16 protein-coding genes are annotated in these 19,110 nt (G+C 61.1%); 9 read left to right on the top strand and 7 right to left on the bottom strand.

Annotation, left to right across the window (positions count from 1 at the left end; all coding sequences use genetic code 11):
• From AC3IT6_RS01865 to AC3IT6_RS01850, 4 genes are read right to left on the bottom strand one after another with little or no spacing between them, the layout of a single operon-like run.
• A complete protein-coding gene (locus AC3IT6_RS01865; protein ID WP_489354098.1) occupies positions 1-528 on the bottom strand; it encodes a pilus assembly protein PilP in 528 nt (175 codons plus the stop codon).
• Entirely contained in the window at positions 525-1,148 is a 624-nt protein-coding gene (pilO, locus tag AC3IT6_RS01860; RefSeq protein ID WP_489354097.1) for a type 4a pilus biogenesis protein PilO, read from the bottom strand. The genes AC3IT6_RS01865 and pilO overlap by 4 nt, the downstream gene beginning before the upstream one ends.
• Positions 1,145-1,711, bottom strand: coding sequence for a PilN domain-containing protein (locus AC3IT6_RS01855; protein ID WP_489354096.1), 567 nt, complete (start codon positions 1,709-1,711; stop codon positions 1,145-1,147). The genes pilO and AC3IT6_RS01855 overlap by 4 nt, the downstream gene beginning before the upstream one ends.
• Positions 1,711-2,775 carry a pilus assembly protein PilM gene (locus tag AC3IT6_RS01850; RefSeq protein WP_489354095.1) on the bottom strand — a complete coding sequence of 355 codons (1,065 nt, stop codon included), beginning with the start codon at positions 2,773-2,775 and terminating at the stop codon, positions 1,711-1,713. The genes AC3IT6_RS01855 and AC3IT6_RS01850 overlap by 1 nt, the downstream gene beginning before the upstream one ends.
• A 217-nt stretch (positions 2,776-2,992) precedes the next feature.
• On the opposite strand from AC3IT6_RS01850, the gene AC3IT6_RS01845 reads away from it, so the two are divergent.
• Positions 2,993-5,431, top strand: a complete 2,439-nt coding sequence (locus AC3IT6_RS01845; protein WP_489356466.1) for a penicillin-binding protein 1A — start codon at positions 2,993-2,995, stop codon at positions 5,429-5,431.
• A 265-nt stretch (positions 5,432-5,696) separates the two neighbouring features.
• Here AC3IT6_RS01845 and AC3IT6_RS01840 read toward each other — a convergent pair whose 3' ends face one another.
• From AC3IT6_RS01840 to rpmE, 3 genes are all read right to left on the bottom strand, one after another.
• Entirely contained in the window at positions 5,697-6,965 is a 1,269-nt protein-coding gene (locus AC3IT6_RS01840) for a malic enzyme-like NAD(P)-binding protein (protein WP_053153375.1), read from the bottom strand.
• A 182-nt stretch (positions 6,966-7,147) separates the two neighbouring features.
• On the bottom strand, positions 7,148-7,948 hold the full coding sequence (locus AC3IT6_RS01835; RefSeq protein WP_223447406.1) for a thermonuclease family protein: 801 nt from the start codon (positions 7,946-7,948) through the stop codon (positions 7,148-7,150).
• Between the two features lie 14 nt (positions 7,949-7,962).
• The gene (rpmE, locus tag AC3IT6_RS01830) at positions 7,963-8,193 is read right to left on the bottom strand and encodes a 50S ribosomal protein L31 (RefSeq protein WP_053153366.1); all 231 of its coding nucleotides are present in this window, start codon (positions 8,191-8,193) and stop codon (positions 7,963-7,965) included.
• A 294-nt stretch (positions 8,194-8,487) separates the two neighbouring features.
• Here rpmE and AC3IT6_RS01825 point away from each other — a divergent pair, with 294 nt between their 5' ends.
• The 8 genes from AC3IT6_RS01825 to phaZ all read left to right on the top strand — a co-directional run bounded on the left by AC3IT6_RS01825 (position 8,488) and on the right by phaZ (position 19,027).
• Positions 8,488-10,707, top strand: a complete 2,220-nt coding sequence (locus AC3IT6_RS01825; protein ID WP_489354094.1) for a primosomal protein N' — start codon at positions 8,488-8,490, stop codon at positions 10,705-10,707.
• Positions 10,708-10,946: 239 nt separating this feature from the next.
• Positions 10,947-12,683: an arginine--tRNA ligase gene (argS, locus tag AC3IT6_RS01820; protein WP_489354093.1), complete on the top strand. Its 1,737-nt coding sequence runs from the start codon at positions 10,947-10,949 to the stop codon at positions 12,681-12,683.
• 1 nt (position 12,684) lies between these two features.
• A complete protein-coding gene (locus AC3IT6_RS01815) occupies positions 12,685-13,392 on the top strand; it encodes an SPOR domain-containing protein (RefSeq protein WP_489354092.1) in 708 nt (235 codons plus the stop codon).
• A 230-nt stretch (positions 13,393-13,622) separates the two neighbouring features.
• Positions 13,623-14,153: an ATP-dependent protease subunit HslV gene (hslV, locus tag AC3IT6_RS01810; RefSeq protein WP_046031180.1), complete on the top strand. Its 531-nt coding sequence runs from the start codon at positions 13,623-13,625 to the stop codon at positions 14,151-14,153.
• Positions 14,154-14,207: 54 nt separating this feature from the next.
• Positions 14,208-15,545 (top strand): ATP-dependent protease ATPase subunit HslU, encoded by a 1,338-nt coding sequence (hslU, locus tag AC3IT6_RS01805; RefSeq protein ID WP_489354091.1) that lies wholly within the window; start codon positions 14,208-14,210, stop codon positions 15,543-15,545.
• Positions 15,546-15,699: 154 nt separating this feature from the next.
• A complete protein-coding gene (locus tag AC3IT6_RS01800) occupies positions 15,700-16,077 on the top strand; it encodes a gamma-butyrobetaine hydroxylase family protein (RefSeq protein ID WP_223447400.1) in 378 nt (125 codons plus the stop codon).
• A 259-nt stretch (positions 16,078-16,336) separates the two neighbouring features.
• Positions 16,337-18,016: a class II poly(R)-hydroxyalkanoic acid synthase gene (gene phaC, locus AC3IT6_RS01795; protein ID WP_489354090.1), complete on the top strand. Its 1,680-nt coding sequence runs from the start codon at positions 16,337-16,339 to the stop codon at positions 18,014-18,016.
• A gap of 156 nt (positions 18,017-18,172) precedes the next feature.
• Complete coding sequence (gene phaZ, locus AC3IT6_RS01790; RefSeq protein WP_150726566.1) at positions 18,173-19,027, top strand: poly(3-hydroxyalkanoate) depolymerase; 855 nt, start codon at positions 18,173-18,175, stop codon at positions 19,025-19,027.
• Positions 19,028-19,110 lie beyond the last annotated feature (83 nt).

Genomic DNA, 19,110 nt, shown 5'->3' with positions numbered 1-19,110 from the left:
CTATGAGTGCTCTTTCAAAGAAATGGTCCGGGGACGCTCCAGCCAAGCACCCTGACCATCAGGGACAATTTCAACCACATCGACTTGCGAGCCGCTGATCGCAACGATCCGTCCGTCGTTACGCCCCAGGTAATCGCCGACTTTCAGCCGGTGCACCCCACCCGCCCCGCGCAGCAAGGCATAGGAGCCCGTTGCATTGGAAAGGGTACCGACCATTTCAAATTGCTCGATGTTGAAGCCTTCGAGGTATTGCCTGACCCGACCAGGGTCGGGTTTGACGTTATGCGAACCCCGCCGCCGGGCCGCCAGATCAGTGCTGATCTGCGGTGAAAACGGGCTGCGCAGATTCGTCACGTTGTAAGTGAATGCCGGGTAAGACCGGAATACCGGCGTTGGTTCAATCTTCCCCGGCCCATGCAGGCGCATTTCGTTCATGTACGCGTCCAGATCGGTGTAGTCATCGCCCGCGCCACAACCGGACAGGGCAGACAGCAACACCACCACAAAAAAACAACGTGCCGGGCTCATTGATGCTGTCCCTTGTCGTTGTAGCGGTAGGTCTTGGCGAGGATGGTCAAGCGCAGCTTCGGACCACCCTCGGGGCTGACGGGCGCAAGATCGAAATCGTGCAAGGTGACGATTCGCGGCAACCCGGCCACACCACTGACGAAGGTGGCCAGGTCGTGGTAATCCCCGGTGACCGTGATCTGGATCGGCAGTTCGATATAGAACGGCTGGGCGACCTCCGGCAGCAGCTTGATCTCTTCGAACTCCAGGCCACTGCCCAGGCCCGTACGCGTGATGTCTTCCAGCAAGCCGGGCACTTCGGTGTCGCCGGGCAGTTGCCGCAACAGCACGCCGAAGGCGTTCTCCATCTCCTTCAACTGCCGGGTATAGAGATCCAGATTCGCCGCCATGCGGGCTTTGTCGGCGAACTGCTCCTTGAGTGTCGACTCTTCCTCGCGCTTGAGATCGAGCTGACTCATAAGGTCGCGACTGGAAAAGTTGTAGCCCAGGGCCAGCACCAGAAGCACGAGCAAACCAGCCACCAGAAACTTGATCGCCGGCGGCCAGGAACCCATGTTGCTGGTATCCAGATCATTGATGTCGATCTTGCGCAGCTCTTCGAACCATTCGGACGGACTCATTTACCCCCCTCCGGTGTTGCGGGCTGAACCTGGCGAACGGTCAACTGGAAGACATTAGCCTGCACCACCTGGCCGGCAGCTGTGGCCTTGACCTCGGTCAGGCTCGGCGCGTCGAACCAGTCTGATGCTTCGAGGTTGCGCATCAAGTCTGAAACACGGTTGTTGGATTGCGCAGCGCCGGTGATGGACAAGGTCTTTGCGGTCATTTTCACTTCGGTGAAATACACGCCGTCGGGCAGGGCTCGCGCCAGCTGGTCAAATATTCGCCCGCTGATTTGGCGATTGCCTTGCAGGTCCTGGATGATGCGCATGCGCTCGACCAGTTGCTGACGGCGCGCCTTGAGATCATTGATCTGTTTGATCCGCTCATCGACTACGGCGACTTGCTTGCCGAGGTAATCGTTACGGGCGACTTGCCGGTCGACGGCACCGCTGATGGCCTGGTTCGCGACCAGCACCGCGCCCATCGTGCCCACCATCACGGCCACCAGGACCAGCAGGAAGCGCTTGCGACGGACTTCACGCCGCTCCTCACGCCAAGGTAAAAGGTTGATCCGTGCCATCAGTCGAAGCTCCTGAGGGCCAGACCACAGGCGATCATCAACGCCGGGGCATCACTCGCCAGGGCAGCACCATTGACCTTGCTGCCCAGAGTCATTTCGCAAAAAGGATTCGCGACCTGGGTCGGCGTACCCAATTGCTGCTCGATCAAACGGTCCAGCCCCGGGATCGACGCGGTACCGCCGGCCAGCAGGACATGGTCGACGGCGCTGTACTGGCCTGAGGCAAAGAAGAACTGCAACGAGCGCGACACCTGCTGCACAAGTGCCTCTCGAAATGGCTGCAAGACCTCAGTGGCATAGTCATCCGGCAGACCGCCCTTCTTTTGCGCCAGCCCCGCCTGCTCCAGCGTCAGGCCATAGCGACGCTGGATTTCCTCGGTCAACTGCCGACCGCCGAACAGTTGTTCGCGGGTGTAGATAATCCGCCCGTTGTGCAGGACGCTCAGGGTGGTCATGGTGGCGCCGATGTCCACCATTGCGACCGTCAAACGCTCCTCGGTAACCGCGAGCCGACTGGCCAGCAATTCGAATGAACGCTCCAGCGCGTAGGCCTCGACATCGACCACGCGGGCGGTCAGCCCCGCCAGGGCCAGGGCTGCCTCGCGGACTTCGACGTTTTCCTTGCGGCAAGCGGCTAGCAGCACCTTGACGCGATCCGGATTGCGCACGGAGGTGCCCTGGACTTCAAAGTCGATCGCGACTTCGTCCAGGGGATAAGGAATGTACTGATCAGCCTCGATCTTCAGCTGGCTTTCCATCTCGTCCTCGGACAGACCGGCATCCATCTCGATGGTCTTGGTGATCACCGCTGAGCCCGCCACGGCCACGGCCGCGTTCTTGAGGCCGGTTCTGGCCTTGGCCAGCGCGCGCGCGAGGGCCAGCCCCACGCCTTCAAGCTCAGCGATATTCTTTTCGATCACCGCGCCGACCGGCAACGGCTCGACCGCATAGGCCTCGACTCGAAAACGCTCACCCTGACGGCTCAACTCAAGAAGTTTCACCGAGGTGGAGCTGATGTCGATTCCCAGGAGCGTATTGGATTTTTTGTTGAAGAGTCCTAGCACTACCAATTCCCTATGACTTTCCGTGAGTTACGGACTCTGCAATATCCATTGCGTTCAATCCACCCGTCTTGACAGCAGCGCCAATGACGCTCCCGATCAGAAAAATGCTTATAATGCCCAACGTTTTTTTTCCGCATTTGCTCAAGCGCAGGTCGTTCTCATTTAGCCCGAACCCTGTTGCCCAATTCATTTTTGCCCTGGATATCCAAAAGCCTTGATTCGTCTGCTGAAGTTTTTCGGTTGGTCCATCGTCGCGGTTTTCTGCGGACTCCTTCTGGGTCTGAGCGGGGCGTACCTTTACCTTAGTCCCGGACTACCGTCCGTGGAGGCGCTGAGAAGCATCCAGTTGCAGATCCCTTTGCGGGTCTACAGCAGCGATAACAAGTTGATCGCAGAATTCGGCGAAATGCGCCGCACACCGATCCGTTTCGCCGAAATTCCCCCCAACTTCATCAATGCGTTACTAAGTGCTGAAGACGACAATTTCGCCAACCACTATGGCGTCGATCCGAGCAGCCTGATGCGTGCCGCGACCCAGCTGATCAAAAGCGGACACATCCAGTCCGGCGGCAGCACGATCACCATGCAGGTGGCAAAGAACTTCTTCCTGACCAGCGAACGCAGCTTTTCGCGCAAAACCACCGAGATCCTGTTGGCCCTGCAGATCGAACGGCAGCTGACCAAGGACGAGATCCTCGAGCTGTACGTCAACAAGATCTATCTGGGTAACCGTGCCTACGGCATCGAGGCGGCGGCACAGGTCTATTACGGCAAATCGATCCGCGATGTCAGCCTGGCGCAGATGGCGATGATCGCCGGTCTGCCCAAGGCGCCGTCGCGTTTCAACCCGCTGGCCAATCCGGCGCGCAGCAAGGAGCGTCGTGACTGGATCCTGGGACGCATGTACAAGCTCGGAAAAATCAGCGAGGCCGACTACACCACTGCGATCAACGAGCCGCTGAACGCCAGCTATCACGTGCCGACCCCGGAAGTGAACGCCCCGTACATCGCCGAAATGGCCCGTGCCGAAATGGTCGGGCGTTATGGCAGCGAGGCGTATACCGAAGGCTTCCGCGTCACCACCACGGTGCCGAGCGACCTCCAGGAACTGGCCAACACTGCGGTCCATGAAGGCCTGATGACCTACGATCAGCGCCACGGCTATCGCGGGCCAGAGTCGCGGCTGCCGGGCAAGACTCGCGAAGCCTGGGCCACCGAACTGACCAAACAACGCACCATCAGTGGCCTGGAACCGGCCATCGTGACCCAGGTCGACAAGAACGGCCTGCAAGTGTTGACCCGCACCGGCCAGGAACACGTGAACTGGGACACCATGAAGTGGGCCCGGCCGTTCCTGAATACCAACAGCATGGGCGCCAACCCGAAACAACCCTCGGACGTGGCCCAGGTCGGCGATCTGATTCGCGTGCAGCGTCAGCCGGACAAATCGCTGAAGTTCAGCCAGATCCCGCAGGCCCAGGGCGCGCTGGTATCCCTGGACCCACAGAACGGTGCCATTCGTTCGCTGGTCGGCGGTTTCGCCTTCGAGCAGAGCAACTACAACCGCGCATTGCAGGCCAAGCGCCAGCCGGGTTCGAGCTTCAAACCCTTCGTCTACGCCGCCGCACTGGATAGCGGCTACACCGCCTCCAGCCTGGTGAACGACGCACCGATCGTGTTCGTCGACGAGTACCTGGACAAGGTCTGGCGTCCGAAGAACGACACCAACACCTTCCTCGGCCCGATCCGCCTGCGTGAAGCGCTGTACAAGTCGCGCAACCTGGTATCGATCCGCCTGCTGCAAGCGATGGGCGTTGGCAAGACCATCGACTACATCACGCGCTTCGGCTTCAACAAACAGGACCTGCCACCCAACCTGTCCCTGGCGCTGGGCACCGCGACCCTGACGCCAATGGAAATCGCCACTGGCTGGAGCACCTTCGCCAACGGCGGCTACAAGATCACCCCGTACATCATCGACAAGATCGAAAGCCGCAACGGCGACACACTGTTCGTCGCCAACCCGCGGAGCGTGCCTCAGGGCGGTGCGGCCAGCGATGGCATTGCCGTGCCCGCCCCTCAAGCCTTCACGGTCAACGCAACGCCAGGCGAAGCCCCGGGCGCTACGCAGGCGCCACAAGCTCCCGCCGTGGCCGAACGCATCGTTGACGGGCGCACCACGTACATCCTCAACAGCATGCTTGAGGACGTGATCAAGCTCGGTACCGGCCGCCGCGCGCTGGCCCTGGGCCGCCCTGACATTGCCGGCAAGACCGGTACGACCAACGAATCCAAGGACGCCTGGTTCTCCGGCTACAACGCCGATTACGTGACCACCGTGTGGACCGGTTTCGATCAGCCGGAAAGCCTGGGTCGCAAGGAGTTCGGTGGCACCGTCGCGCTGCCGATCTGGATGAACTACATGGGCGCCGCGCTCAAAGGCAAACCGCCGCATACGCAACAGGAGCCGGAAGGCATCCTCAGCCTGCGAGTCGACCCGATCAGCGGCCGCGCAGCCAGCCCGGGCACGCCGGGGGCCTACTTCGAACTGTTCAAGGTCGAAGATACACCACCGTCGGGGAACGAACTGGGCAACGGCCTGGCACCTGGCAGCCCGCTGCCGGCGGATGAAGCGGCGCCGATCGATTTGTTCTGATTGCCGCAGCACTGAAAAGCCCCGTCTTCGAAAGAAGTGCGGGGCTTTTTTTGCCTGCCGGTTTTGATGCTGTCTGGCCCGGCCTCTTCGCGAGCAAGCCCGCTCCCACATTGGGCGATGGTGAGCACAGGTTTTATGTACGCTTCTAACCCTGTGGGAGCGGGCTTGCTCGCGAAGAGGCCCTCACAGGCGGCACAAAACTGTCAGGTACAAAAAAGCCCCGACTCTCACAAGCCGGGGCTTTTCATCGAAGCGCTACAACGGCTTAGCCGTTGAACACGTCATCCACGCTTTTGAGCGGGTAGTTCTTCGGATACGGCAGGGTCGCCACACCGGTCTCGATGGCGGCTTTAGCCACGGCATCGGAGATCAGGGTGATCAGACGGGCATCCATTGGCTTCGGAATGATGTACTCACGACCGAATTCCAGCTTGATGCCGCCGTAGGCGTCGCACACTTCCTGAGGTACTGGCAGCTTGGCCAGTTCACGCAGGGCGTTGGCCGCAGCCACTTTCATTTCTTCGTTGATGCGCTTGGCGCGAACGTCCAGGGCACCACGGAAGATGAACGGGAAGCCCAGTACGTTGTTGACCTGGTTCGGGTAGTCGGAACGACCGGTGGCCATGATCACGTCGTTACGGGTGGCGTGCGCCAGTTCCGGGGAGATTTCCGGATCCGGGTTGGAGCAGGCGAACACGATCGGGTTAGGCGCCATCGACAGCAGGCCTTCAGCGCTCAGCAGGTTCGGGCCGGACAGGCCAACGAACACGTCAGCGCCTTGCAGGGCGTCAGCCAGGGTGCGCTTGTCGGTCGCGTGAGCGAACACTGCCTTGTACTGGTTCAGGTCGTCACGGCCGGAGTGGATCACGCCGGTACGGTCGACCATGTAGATGTTTTCGATGTTGGCGCCCATGCTCACCAGCAATTTCATGCAGGAGATGGCGGCCGCACCGGCGCCCAGGCAGACGATCTTGGCATCAGCGAGGGTTTTGCCAGCGATTTCCAGGGCGTTGATCATGCCGGCCGCCGTCACGATAGCGGTGCCGTGCTGGTCATCGTGGAACACCGGAATATCGCACTGCTCGATCAGAGCGCGTTCGATTTCAAAGCACTCTGGCGCCTTGATGTCTTCCAGGTTGATGCCACCGAAGGTGATGGAGATGCGCTTGACGGTGTCGATGAAGGCTTGCGGGCTTTCGGAGTCGACTTCGATGTCGAAAACGTCGATGCCGGCGAAGCGCTTGAACAGCACGCCTTTACCTTCCATCACTGGCTTGGAAGCCAATGGGCCGAGGTTACCCAGGCCGAGAATCGCGGTGCCATCGGAAATGACTGCAACCAGGTTGCCTTTGCCGGTGTACTTGTAGGCCAGTTCAGGATCGCGGGCGATCTCGCGTACTGGTTCGGCTACGCCCGGGCTGTACGCCAGCGACAGGTCGCGAGCGGTAGCAGTGGCCTTGGTGAGCTCGACACTCAGCTTCCCTGGACGAGGATTGGCGTGATATTCGAGAGCGGCAGTTTTCAGATCAGACATTTTGGCATTCCGCTTTTACTGTTGGACAGACTGGTCAGCGAGGATACGCGCCTCGCAAAGTCCCCACAAGACTGACCGGTCACCCCTGTCAAGCGCCGACCCCTACGACTTTGGGCCAAGAGCCACGGAACACAAGGGATAGACTGTTCACAATCGACAGAAAAAATGTCTACAATTTTTTGTTACTGTACCGCTTGAAGCATCGCCGGGTCGGTCAAGGGCAACATCCAGCGCGGCTGGCCTTCCTTGAGTCCGCCGCGGCGCGAACGGTCCAGCACCCAGCCGCGCGCCTCGACCTGCTTGCCTTCCAAGCGTTCCAGCGAGGCGATATCGAATCGCGCCAGTTGATTGGGTGCAACACGCAATACAACCGAATCCTGCAACTCGATCCAAACCCCGCCGCGATTGCGCTGAACCTTGCTCACACGACCACTGAGCACGGCAAACCCGGACGCACTGATCTGATCCGCCTTCAGTACAGGTGACTGGCGCCACACACCGAGCCCGGCCTGACGGGCGCTACGCTCCGCCGCCTGCTGACACGCGACCAGATCGACATTCGGCGCTACCGCCACCAGGAAACCGAGGCCCTCGGCGAGCATTTGCGCCTCAAGGTTAGCGCCATCTGCACCATAGACGTGGGCCAGGGTGCGGCCGTAGCGATCCTTGCTTTCTTTACCGGGCAACAAACCGACCTGCCCGTCGCTGGCCGCGACCAGCGCTTCGAGACGCTTGCGCGCCGCCACTGCGAACGGTTCGTCGGAACGGCCCTTCTTGCCCAGCTCCGGCGTATTAAGGCCGATCATGCGCACGTTGCGGCCATCGTCCAGGCGCAGAGTGTCGCCATCGACCACCCGCTCCACGGCGACAGAGGCCAGCCCCTCGGGTGCCGGGCAGAAAGCCTGGGCGCCGGAGAGCCAAATCGCGGACACAAAAAAGGCGCCCGCAAGGGACGCCTTTTTTAACAGCAAGGAAAAGCCCATAAGGCTTTTTAACCTTACTCTGCAGCAGCTGGAGCTTTCTTGCCGAAAGCACCGAAACGGTCGGCGAAGCGCTGAACGCGGCCGCCAGTGTCCAGAGTCTTCTGCTTACCGGTGTAGAACGGGTGGCATTCGTTGCAAACGTCGATCGCCAGGGCTTTGCCGAAGGTCGAACGGGTTTCGAACTTGTTGCCGCAGCTGCAGGTAACAGCAACTGCTGGGTATTCTGGATGGATATCAGCTTTCATGGTGTCTTCCTCGGGCTAGCGTGCCGCCACCCAACACTATTGTTGAATACCGCACGTAATTAGGCCGCGGATTCTACCAGACAATCCCATTCACGCAAGCTGTCGCTGAGACCGACCGTCTGCTAGGCTCCCGGCCTCAAGCGCATTCCCCTGTGGGAGCGGGCTTGCTCGCGAAAGCGGTGTGTCAGGCGATAAATGCGTTGACTGACACTCCTTCTTCGCGAGCAAGCCCGCTCCCACAATTGATCCGCGTCCACCCCTTCTTTTGTTGCCTGCTAATCGAGATCCCCCCGCGTGCCCGACGCCATTCTGCGCCTCGCCCTGCCTTCGCCGCTGCGCCGCCTGTTCGACTACCGCGCTCCGGCCGGCGTCCTGCGCACCCAGCTGCACCCCGGCATGCGCCTGCGGGTACCGTTCGGCCGGCGCGAGATGATCGGTATTCTGGTGGAAGTCACCAACACCAGCGAAGTCCCGGCCGAGAAGCTCAAGCCGGCCCTGGCCCTGCTCGACGCTACGCCACCGCTGCCGCCAGCGCTGTTCAAGCTGTGCTTGTGGACCTCCCAGTATTACCAGCACAGCCTCGGCGACACCTTGAGCTGGGCGCTGCCGGTGCTGCTGCGCCAGGGCGAGCTGGCCGAAGCGCGCCAGGAGCGTTTCTGGTCCGCCGCGCCGGGGGCCCGCCTCGATGATCCGCGTATCGCCCGCGCCCCGCGCCAGCGCGAAGCCCTGGCCACGCTGGCCCAGCATCCCCATGGCGTCGCCCATCAATTGCTGAGCAAACTGATGCTGAGCAAGGACAGCCTGGATTTGCTGCTGGCCAAGGATCTGGTGCAGGTCGAGATCCGCCGGCACGCCCCGGGCGCGCGCCACGAACACTGGCTGGCGCAACCGGAACTCCCGCTGAACCCGGAGCAGCGCGCCGCCTATGAGGCGATTCGCGCCGGCTTCGACAGTTATCACGCGTTCCTGCTGGCCGGCGTCACCGGCAGCGGCAAGACCGAAGTCTATCTACAGTTGATCCGCGAAACCCTCGAGGCCGGCAAGCAAGCGCTGGTGCTGATCCCGGAAATCAACCTCGGCCCGCAGACCCTGGCGCGCTTCGAACAGCGTTTCAATGCCCGTATCGCGCTGATCCATTCGGCGGTCAATGACCGCGAACGCCTCGAGGCCTGGCTGGCCGCCCGGGACGGTGAGGCCGATATCATTATCGGCACCCGCTCGGCCCTGTTCACACCGATGAAGAACCCCGGCCTGATCATCATCGACGAAGAACACGACGGTTCCTATAAACAGCAGGAAGGTTTGCGCTACCACGCCCGTGATCTGGCATTGGTGCGGGCGCGACAGGAAAACATCCCGATTGTCCTCGGCTCCGCCACCCCTTCGCTGGAAAGCCTGCACAACGCCTACACCGGGCGGTACGGGCTGCTGCGTTTGAACGAGCGCGCCGGCGGCGCCAAACAGCCGCGCTTCCTGCGTCTGGATGTCAAAAGCCGCCCGCTGGACAGCGGCATTTCCGGGCCGATGCAACAAGCCATCGGCCAGACCCTGGCCGCCGGACAACAAGTCCTGGTGTTCCTCAACCGCCGCGGCTTCGCCCCGACCCTGCTGTGCCATGACTGTGGCTGGATGTCCGAGTGCCAGCGCTGTGACGCGCGGATGACCGTGCATCAGCGTTACGGCGAGCTGCGCTGCCACCATTGCGGCTACGTCGAACGCGTGCCGCGCCAGTGCCCGAAGTGCAACAAGGTCGATCTGCGCCCCGTGGGCGCCGGCACCGAACGGGCCGAGGAACGCCTGGCGATTCTGTTTCCGGACTATCCGGTGCTGCGGGTCGACCGCGACAGCACATCGCGCAAGGATGCGATGAACCAGTTGTTCGCAACCATTCAAAAAGGCCAGCCGTGCATCCTGATCGGCACGCAGATGCTTGCCAAAGGTCACCACTTTCCACGGGTGACGCTGGTGTCGATCCTCGACGCCGACGGCGGCCTGTTCTCCGGCGACTTCCGCGCCAGTGAGCGCATGGCTCAGCTGATCGTGCAGGTCGCCGGCCGCGCAGGTCGCGCCGAAGAGCCGGGCAAGGTGATTATCCAGACGCACCTGGCCGACCATCCGCTGCTGGTGCAATTGACCGAGCAAGGCTATTTCGCCTTTGCCGAACAGGCCTTGAGTGAACGCCGTGCGGCCGGGTTGCCGCCGTTTGCGCACCTGGCGCTGCTGCGGGCCGAGGCGCATAAACCGGGTCAGGCCGAAGGATTCCTGGATGAGGCGTGCAGCGAGGCCGAACGTTTGCTGGCCGAGCAGAATCTGACCGGCATTGAATTGCTGGGACCGGTCCCGGCGCCGATGGAGCGCCGGGCCGGGCGTTATCGTGCGCAACTGTTGGTACAGGCTACGGCGCGGGCACCCTTGCATCGATTGCTGGCCAGTTGGTTGCTGGTACTGGAGCAGATGCCGAGCGGACGGGCGGTGCGCTGGTCTTTGGATGTCGATCCCGTAGATCTATATTGATTTTGAGATCGCTTTCGCGAGCAAGCCCGCTCCCACAGGGGGAATTGTGCTGAATGCAGAACCTATGCACACCCAGGATCTACTGTGGGAGCGGGCTTGCTCGCGAAGAGGCCCTAATTGTCACCACACATCCATATCCTGCCTGCTATGGTTGGCAAGCCCGTCTTCGCAACGGATAATGCCCAGTTTTTCCACCAGCGCATGATGCGCCGCCGCACCTGCGGTCGAAAGAGAAGACCATGAAAGACACCATTCGCCAGCTGATCCAACAAGCCATCACCCAACTCGTCAACGAAGGTGTGTTGCCTGAAGGCCTGTCGCCGGCGATCCAGGTGGAAAACTCCCGCGACAAGAAGAACGGCGATTTCGCCAGCAACATCGCCATGATGCTGGCCAAGCCGGCCGGCATGAAGCCGCGCGATCTGGCGGAAAAAATCATCGCCGCGCTGCCGGCTGACGAAAATGTCGCCAAGACCGAAATCGCCGGCCCGGGCTTCCTGAACTTCTTCCAGAACACCGACGCCCTGGCGACCCGCCTGGACGCCGCCCTGGCCGACGCCCACATCGGCGTGCGCAAGGCCGGCCCGGTGCAGCGCACCGTGGTCGACCTGTCGGCGCCGAACCTGGCCAAAGAGATGCACGTCGGCCACCTGCGCTCGACCATCATCGGCGACGGCGTGGCCCGTGTGCTGGAATTCCTCGGCGACACCGTGATCCGTCAGAACCACGTCGGCGACTGGGGCACCCAGTTCGGCATGCTGATGGCTTACCTGCAGGAAAACCCGATCACCAGCGACGAGCTGTCGGACCTGGAGAACTTCTACCGCGCCGCCAAGCAACGCTTCGACGAATCCGCAGAGTTCGCCGACCGCGCCCGTGGCCTGGTGGTCAAGTTACAGGCCGGCGACGCCGATTGCCTGGCGCTGTGGAGCAAGTTCAAGGACATCTCGCTGTCCCACTGCCAGAAGATCTACGAACTGCTCAACGTCAAACTGACCATGGCCGACGTGATGGGCGAAAGCGCCTACAACGACGACCTGATCAACGTGGTCAACGACTTGAAGGCCGCAGGCATGCTGGTCGAGAGCAACGGCGCCCAGTGCGTGTTCCTCGACGAGTTCAAGAACGCCGACGGCGACCCGTTGCCGGTGATCATCGTCAAGGCCGACGGCGGCTACCTCTACGCCACCACCGACCTGGCCGCCGTGCGCTACCGCAGCGGCAAACTCAAGGCCGATCGCGCGCTGTACTTCGTCGACCAGCGTCAGGCCCTGCACTTCCAGCAAGTGTTCGCCGTGGCGCGCAAGGCCGGTTTCGTGACCCATCCGATGGAAATGGAACACATGGGCTTCGGCACCATGAACGGCGCGGACGGTCGTCCGTTCAAGACCCGTGATGGCGGCACCGTGAAGCTGATCGACCTGCTGACCGAAGCCCAGGAACGCGCCTACACCCTGGTCAAGGACAAGAACCCTACACTTGCCGAAGCCGAGTTGCGCAACATCGCCAAGGTGGTGGGCATCGGCGCGGTGAAATACGCGGACCTGTCCAAGCACCGCACCAGTGACTACAGCTTCAACTTCGACCTGATGCTCAACTTCGAAGGCAACACCGCACCGTACCTGCTGTACGCCTACACCCGCGTGGCCGGCGTATTCCGCAAGCTCGGCAAGGACTTCAGCGAAGTCGACGGCCAGATCGTCCTCGAAGCAGCGCACGAGCACGAACTGGCAGCGAAGCTCGCGCAGTTTGGCGAGATCCTGAACAACGTGTCCGAAAAAGGCACCCCGCACATCCTCTGCACCTACCTGTACGACGTCGCCGGCCTGTTCTCCAGCTTCTACGAGAACTGCCCGATCCTCGCCGCCGATACCCCGGCACAAATGCAGAGCCGTCTGCGCCTCGCCGCGCTGACCGGACGCACTCTCAAGCAAGGCCTGGAACTCTTGGGCCTGGAAACTCTGGAGCGTATGTAAGTTGGCTGCCAAGAAAAAACCTGCACCCAAGCGTGGCGCCAGCCGTTACCAAGCTCCTGCAAAGCAACCGATTCCGGGTTGGTTGTGGATGGTCATCGGCCTCACGGTCGGCGCGTTCCTTGTGTTTTTGATGAAACTGGAGCCGGGCAAGGGCAGCGACACGGTCAAGCGTGAGAAAGTCGAGCAACAGCAGAAAGCCAGCAAGATCGCCGAGGCCAACAAGACCCCGCCAAGCCCGACGCAACCGGTGAAGCCGAAGTACGACTTCTACACCTTGCTGCCGGAATCGGAAGTCATCGTGCCGCCGGATGCCGTGCCGGAAAAAACCCTGCCGACGCCGCAAGTACCGGCCATCCCGACAACGCCGGTCACCCCGGCCGAAGCGGCGAAGATCGACACGGCTCGCGCCCAGGCAGCCCTGGCCGGGCTTACTCCGCCTCCTGCGCCACCGGTCAAGGCTGCACCTGTGACGAAGTTTTTCCTGCAGGCTGGCTCGTTCCGCAAAGAGACTGATGCGGACAAGGTGCGGGCGCAGATCATTCTGCTGGGCCAGGCCGTGGCGGTTGAGTCCGGCACGGTGAAAGACGAAACCTGGTATCGAGTATTGGTCGGACCGTTCAGCAACCGCGAACAACTGACCACCGCGCAGAAACAATTGGCCGGTGCCGGCTTCAGCAATCTGTTGTTACAACAACGCCAGAGCCGCTGACTCCTTCAGGATCACCGCGTTATCGTTCTTCGCGAGCAAGCCCGCTCCCACATTCGACCGCATTCCAATGTGGGAGCGGGCTTGCTCGCGAAGGGGCCCTGACAAACACCACAGCCCCATCTGACTCACACCACTCGTCCCCTCTCCCTTCCTACAGTTGAAATCCACTCCACCACCCCCATATGAATGGGCATAAGGCATTTTCGCCCCGCTGCGTGGAGACTCTTCCCTTGACCACCATCGTTTCAGTTCGCCGCCACGGCAAAGTCGTCATGGGCGGCGACGGCCAGGTTTCCCTTGGTAATACCGTGATGAAAGGCAACGCGAAAAAAGTTCGCCGCCTGTACCACGGTCAGGTCATTGCCGGGTTTGCCGGCGCTACCGCTGACGCCTTTACCCTCTTCGAACGTTTCGAAGGCCAGCTTGAAAAACACCAGGGTCACCTGGTGCGCGCCGCCGTCGAACTCGCCAAAGAATGGCGCACCGACCGCTCCCTGAGCCGCCTCGAAGCCATGCTCGCCGTCGCCAACAAAGACGCCTCCCTGATCATCACCGGCAACGGCGATGTGGTTGAACCCGAAGAAGGCCTGATCGCCATGGGTTCCGGCGGCGGTTACGCCCAGGCCGCTGCCAGCGCGCTGCTGAAGAAAACCGATCTGTCGGCCCGGGAAATCGTCGAAACCGCCCTCGGCATCGCCGCCGACATCTGCGTATTCACCAATCACACCCAGACCATTGAGGAGCAGGACTGCGCCGAGTAAGCCCGTGCAGCCATCGCGCCACGGCTCATTCTTGCTTGAGGTCCACTGAATATTATGTCCATGACTCCCCGTGAAATCGTCCACGAACTCAATCGCCATATCATCGGCCAGGACGATGCCAAGCGCGCCGTCGCCATTGCCCTGCGCAACCGCTGGCGCCGCATGCAGCTGCCTGAAGAGCTGCGTGTTGAAGTAACACCAAAGAACATCCTGATGATCGGCCCGACCGGCGTCGGTAAAACCGAGATCGCCCGTCGCCTGGCAAAACTGGCCAATGCGCCGTTCATCAAGGTCGAAGCGACCAAGTTCACCGAAGTCGGCTATGTCGGCCGCGACGTCGAATCGATCATTCGTGACCTGGCCGATGCCGCGATCAAGCTGTTGCGCGAGCAGGAAATCGTCAAGGTTCGCCACCGCGCCGAAGACGCCGCCGAAGAGCGCATCCTCGACGCCCTGCTGCCACCGGCACGCATGGGCTTCAGCAACGACGACGCCCCGACTGCCGACTCCAACACCCGCCAGCTGTTCCGCAAGCGCCTGCGCGAAGGTCAGCTGGATGACAAGGAGATCGAAATCGAAGTCGCCGAAATGGCCGGCGTCGATATCTCCGCGCCACCGGGCATGGAAGAAATGACCAACCAGCTGCAAAGCCTGTTTGCCAACATGGGCAAGGGCAAGAAGAAAGCCCGCAAGCTCAAGGTCAAGGAAGCGCTCAAGCTGGTGCGCGACGAAGAAGCCAGCCGCCTGGTCAACGATGAAGAGTTGAAGGCCAAGGCCCTGGAAGCGGTCGAGCAGCATGGCATCGTGTTCATCGACGAAATCGACAAGGTGGCCAAGCGCGGTAATTCGGGTGGCATCGATGTGTCCCGTGAAGGCGTGCAGCGCGACCTGCTGCCGCTGATCGAAGGCTGCACCGTCAACACCAAGCTGGGCATGGTCAAGACCGACCACATCCTGTTCATTGCTTCGGGTGCGTTCCACCTGAGCAAGCCGAGCGACCTGGTGCCCGAGCTGCAAGGCCGCCTGCCGATTCGTGTCGAACTCAAGGCCCTGAGCCCGGAAGACTTCGAACGCATCCTCAGCGAGCCTCACGCTTCGCTCACCGAGCAATACTGCGCACTGCTGAAAACCGAAGGCCTGGGCATCGAGTTCCAGCCGAGCGGCATCAAGCGCATCGCGGAGATCGCCTGGCAGGTCAACGAGAAAACCGAAAACATCGGTGCCCGCCGTTTGCACACGTTGCTTGAGCGCTTGCTCGAAGAGGTGTCGTTCAGCGCCGGCGACCTGGCCAGCGTTCATGACGGCAAGGTGATCCAGATCGACGCCGACTACGTCAACAGCCACCTGGGCGAATTGGCGCAGAACGAAGACCTGTCCCGTTATATCCTGTAAGCCATACTTACAACGATGACGGACCCTGTGGGAGCGGGCTTGCTCGCGAAAGCGGTCTGACAATCAACATCACTGTTGAATGTTAAGGCCCCTTCGCGAGCAAGCCCGCTCCCACATTTGAATCGGGGTCCCACACACAATCGGACATCCGCTCATGACTCAACTCCCCACCGACATCAAGCTGCACAAAGCCTCGAAAACCCTGTCGCTGAAATACGCGTCCGGCGAGGAATACACCCTGCCCGCCGAGTTCCTGCGCGTGCACTCGCCTTCCGCCGAGGTCCAGGGCCACGGCAAACCCATCCTGCAATTCGGCAAGATCAATGTCGGCATCACCAAGGTAGAACCGGCCGGTCAGTACGCACTGAAACTGACCTTCGACGACGGCCACGACAGCGGCTTGTTCACCTGGGAATATCTGTACGAGCTGGGGCGACGTTATGACGCACTCTGGGAAGATTATCTGGCCGAGCTCAAAGCCGCCGGAAAAACCCGCGATCCGAACGAATCCGTCGTCAAGCTGATGCTCTAATCCGAGCCTCTTGCTCTTTAGAGGGCATTTTCTAATTTCATCTGTTTGAATGCTCCGCTTCAGGGCCGCCGATTGGCCTGCTTGCGAAAAAAATTAAACTCGGGTAACCAATGGAACTGGCAAGTTCCCTGCAGTGCTCTCTGCATTAAAAAAGCAGCGATGCAGTATTAACGGTCACCCCGAGCAGTAGTACCTGGCATTGGCTGTGTGACTACACAGCAGGACCCGGTACTCGTCTCAGGACAATGGAGCGTCGTAGATGAGTAACAAGAATAACGATGACTTGAAGAGTCAAGCCTCGGAAAACACCTTGGGGCTGAATCCTGTCGTTGGACTGCGTGGAAAGGATCTACTGGCTTCTGCTCGAATGGTGCTCAGGCAGGCCATCAAACAACCGATTCACAGCGCCAAACATGTCGCTCATTTCGGCCTTGAACTCAAGAACGTGCTGTTCGGCAAATCCGAGCTGCAACCGGGCAGCGATGACCGTCGCTTTGCGGATCCGGCCTGGAGCCAGAACCCGCTCTACAAACGTTATCTGCAAACCTACCTGGCGTGGCGCAAGGAACTCCACGACTGGATCGACGACAGCAACCTGCCGGCCAAGGACGTCAGCCGCGGGCACTTCGTGATCAACCTGATGACCGAAGCCTTCGCCCCGACCAACACGGCGGCCAACCCGGCGGCGGTCAAGCGCTTCTTCGAAACCGGTGGCAAGAGCCTGCTCGATGGCCTCTCGCATCTGGCCAAGGACCTGGTGCATAACGGCGGCATGCCGAGCCAGGTCAACATGGGCGCATTCGAGGTCGGCAAGACGCTTGGCGTGACCGAGGGTGCGGTGGTCTTTCGCAACGACGTGCTGGAGTTGATCCAGTACAAGCCGATCACCGAACAGGTGCATGAACGCCCACTGCTGGTGGTACCGCCGCAGATCAACAAGTTCTACGTTTTCGACCTGAGCCCGGAAAAGAGCCTGGCGCGGTTCTGCCTGCGCAACAACGTGCAGACCTTCATCGTCAGCTGGCGCAACCCGACCAAGGAGCAGCGCGAGTGGGGCCTGTCGACCTACATCGAAGCGCTCAAGGAAGCGGTTGATGTGGTCACCTCGATCACCGGCAGCAAAGACGTGAACATGCTCGGTGCCTGCTCCGGCGGCATCACCTGCACCGCGCTGCTGGGCCACTACGCGGCAATCGGTGAGAACAAGGTCAACGCCCTGACCCTGCTGGTCAGCGTGCTCGACACCACCCTGGACAGCGACGTGGCCCTGTTCGTCGACGAGCAAACCCTCGAAGCCGCCAAGCGTCACTCCTACCAGGCCGGTGTCCTCGAAGGCCGCGACATGGCGAAAGTCTTCGCCTGGATGCGCCCCAACGACCTGATCTGGAACTACTGGGTCAACAACTACCTGTTGGGCAACGAACCGCCGGTATTCGACATTCTGTTCTGGAACAACGACACCACCCGGTTGCCCGCTGCGTTCCATGGCGACCTGATCGAGATGTTCAAAAGTAACCCGCTGACCCGTGCCGATGCACTGGAAGTGTGCGGCACGCCAATCGATCTGAAGAAGGTCACCGCCGACATCTTCTCGCTGGCCGGCACCAACGACCACATCACCCCGTGGCGTTCCTGCTACAAATCGGCGCAACTGTTCGGCGGCAACGTTGAATTCGTGCTGTCCAGCAGCGGGCACATCCAGAGCATCCTGAACCCGCCGGGCAATCCGAAATCGCGTTACATGACCAGCACCGAAATGACCGCCAATGCCGATGACTGGCAAGAGGAGTCGACCAAGCACGCCGACTCCTGGTGGCTGCACTGGCAGGCGTGGCAGGCACAGCGTGCGGGCAACCTGAAAAAAGCACCACTGAAGTTGGGCAACAAGGCCTATCCAGCGGGTGAAGCCGCGCCAGGCACCTATGTGCATGAGCGGTAACTGACACACCTCATCCTCCTGTGGGAGCGGGCTTGCTCGCGAAAGCAATTGATCATTCAACATTGATGTCGATTGACCTGACGCATTCGCGAGCAAGCCCGCTCCCACAAGGGGATCGAGGAAGAATTTGAGATAGCGACCCACAGGGCCAGAAGCATGCCGCAACCCTTCATATTCCGTACCGTCGATCTGGATGGCCAGACGCTTCGCACGGCGGTACGCCCCGGCAAGCCTCACTTGACGCCCCTGCTGATTTTCAACGGCATCGGCGCCAACCTGGAGCTGGTGTTTCCGTTCATCGCGGCGCTGGACCCGGACCTGGAAGTCATCGCCTTCGACGTACCCGGCGTCGGCGGTTCGTCGACACCGAACCGGCCGTATCGTTTTCCGAGCCTGGCGAAACTTACGGCGCGGATGCTCGACTATCTCGACTACGGGCAGGTCAACGTCATCGGCGTGTCCTGGGGTGGCGCCCTGGCCCAGCAGTTCGCCTTCGACTATCCGGAGCGCTGCAAGAAACTCGTGCTGGCCGCAACGGCGGCAGGTGCGGTGATGGTGCCGGGCAAACCGAAAGTGCTGTGGATGATGGCCAGCCCGCGACGTTACATCCAGCCGTCCCACGTGATCCGCATTGCGCCGATGATCTACGGTGGTGCGTTCCGTCGCGACCCGACGCTGGCCGCCAGCCATGCGGCCAAGGTGCGTTCAGCGGGCAAGCTCGGTTACTACTGGCAGCTGTTCGCCGGCCTCGGCTGGACCAGCATTCACTGGTTGCACAAGATCCGCCAGCCGACCCTGGTACTGGCCGGCGACGATGACCCACTGATCCCGTTGGTCAACATGCGCTTGCTGGCCTGGCGAATTCCCAACGCCCAGCTGCACATCATCGATGACGGGCATCTGTTCCTGATTACCCGGGCCGAAGCGGTGGCCCCGATCATCATGAAATTCCTGGAAGAGGAGCGCCAGCGCGCGGTGATGCATCCGCGTCCGGCACCATTGGGCAGCTAAACCGCTGCCTCAGCGGTCGGCAGGACGTCACGCCGCGCAACAACCCGTTACAGCGTCTATGGTGTTCTGGTTCGGTGTATTTG

The sequence above is a fragment of the Pseudomonas sp. KH_017 genome (genome assembly GCF_057840285.1).
Note: the sequence above shows the minus strand (reverse complement) of the source record. Positions and strands in the feature narration are given on the sequence as shown.